The organism is Komagataeibacter kakiaceti JCM 25156, from assembly GCF_000613305.1.
In genome coordinates this window covers 1-1,723 of sequence record NZ_BAIO01000494.1, presented here as the reverse complement: position 1 = coordinate 1,723, position 1,723 = coordinate 1, and the positions used below count along the sequence as shown (strand labels likewise).

1 protein-coding gene and 1 pseudogene are annotated in these 1,723 nt (G+C 64.7%); one reads left to right on the top strand and one right to left on the bottom strand.

Annotation, left to right across the window (positions count from 1 at the left end):
- Nucleotides 1–1,561 (top strand): hypothetical protein (locus JCM25156_RS15790; protein WP_025813851.1); only part of this gene is annotated, 1,561 nt, incomplete at its 5' end.
- Here the strand turns inward: JCM25156_RS15790 and JCM25156_RS15785 are convergent.
- Nucleotides 1,533–1,723, bottom strand: a pseudogene (locus tag JCM25156_RS15785) (hypothetical protein); the annotation flags it as partial. The gene JCM25156_RS15790 and the pseudogene JCM25156_RS15785 overlap by 29 nt on opposite strands.

Here is a 1,723-nt window from a genome sequence, read left to right as displayed (position 1 = left end):
GTCCGCGCCCGCGCCGTCCAGCCAGATCACCGCGATGCCCGACCTGTCACGCCTTGTCATCGGTGGCCCCACCCTGTCGGACGACGCGCAGGCGGCGGCGGCGGCTGAAAACACCATGACCGACACCATCATTCCCGCGCAGCCGAAGCTCGATCTCGATTCTTCCAGCCCGCTGGCCATTACCCAGACCGGTGTTGACAGCCTGCCCCCCATATTCCGCATTGGCGGGGTGTCGGTGCGGCTGGGGGGATTCATCGACTTTTCCAACATCTACCGCAGCAAGAACCTGACCAGCGGCCCGGCCACGAGCTGGGGCAGCTTTCCCTACGCCAACAGCCCCAACGCCCATACCGGGGAGTACCGCCCCTCCGCCCAGCTTACGCGCCTGAGCGTGCTGCTGCAGGGGTCCCCCACCAAGGATGAAACCCTGTCCGGCTATATCGAAACCGATTTCGGCGGGGCGGCGGGCACGGCCAACAGCTACCAGACCAATAGTTACACGCCGCGCATCCGTCAGGCGTATATGACGTACAGCAACACGAAATGGGGCTTCCATGTGCTGGCCGGGCAGGCATGGAGCCTGACCACGGGTTACACGCAGGGCCTGCTGTCGCGCCATGAACAGTTGCCGCCGGTGGTCGATAACAACCAGATTCCGGGCATTGTGTTCACCCGCGTGCCACAGATCCGCTTCATCAAGGATTTCGGGCGCAAATGGTGGCTGGGGCTTTCGCTTGAAGCGCCGCAGGTGGCCTATGCGGCGTCGGGCAGCACGGGCGACCACCCCATGCTGACCAACGGGGATACCCTCGCGTCATCGGGCACGGCGCTGCTTTACAGCAACGCCGGTTCCGGCATGCTCAACCCCAATGCCAAATACAGCATGGATGTCGCCCCTGACATCGTGCTGAAGGGCGCGCTGGACACCAAGCCCGCGCATTACGAAATCTATGGCCTCGCGCGCTGGTTCAAGGCCATGGCGCAGGCCCCCAACGGCCCGATCAAGGAACGGATCTCCTTTGCTGGCGGCGTGGGCGGCGACGTGACGGTGCATGTCATTCCCCGTTTCCTGCAGTTTACCGGCAATGTGCTGGCGGGTGAGGGAATCGGCCGCTATGGCCCCGGCATGCTGCCCGACGCCACGTTCAAGGCGGATGGCACGCCCGCCCCCATTCCCGAAATCATCGGCAGCATGGGGCTGATCGGCCATCCTACCCCCAACCTGCTGGTCTATCTGTATGGCGGGGTGGAAAGCTCCGGGCGGCGTACCTATACCGGCAAGGACGGGTTCCAGTACGGCTATGGCGTGAACGACCTGGCCCTGCATAGCTGTGACGTGGAAAAGATTACCGGCGGGAGCTGCGACGCCCAGACCCATACCCTTGCCGACCTGACGGTAGGCGGCTGGTGGCATGTGCTACAGGGCGGCTATGGCGCGGTCATGACCGGCGTGCAGTACACCTACCTGCGCAAATTCGCCTACAAGGGCGGTGATGGCGCCTCCCCCACCACGGGGGGCAACACCATTTACGTCACGTTCCGTTATCTGCCGTTTCAGTAGGCACGCCCGCCGAAAGCGCAGCCAGGCAATCGGTGGCCTGATGGGCGACATGAATGTCGTGCACGGCGCTGACGGCGCGCAGGCTGTCACGCCCCCAGCGGGTGGACATGCCATGGGACGTGCAGACCGCGCCCGCGCCCAGCAGCGCGCCATTGCCCGGGT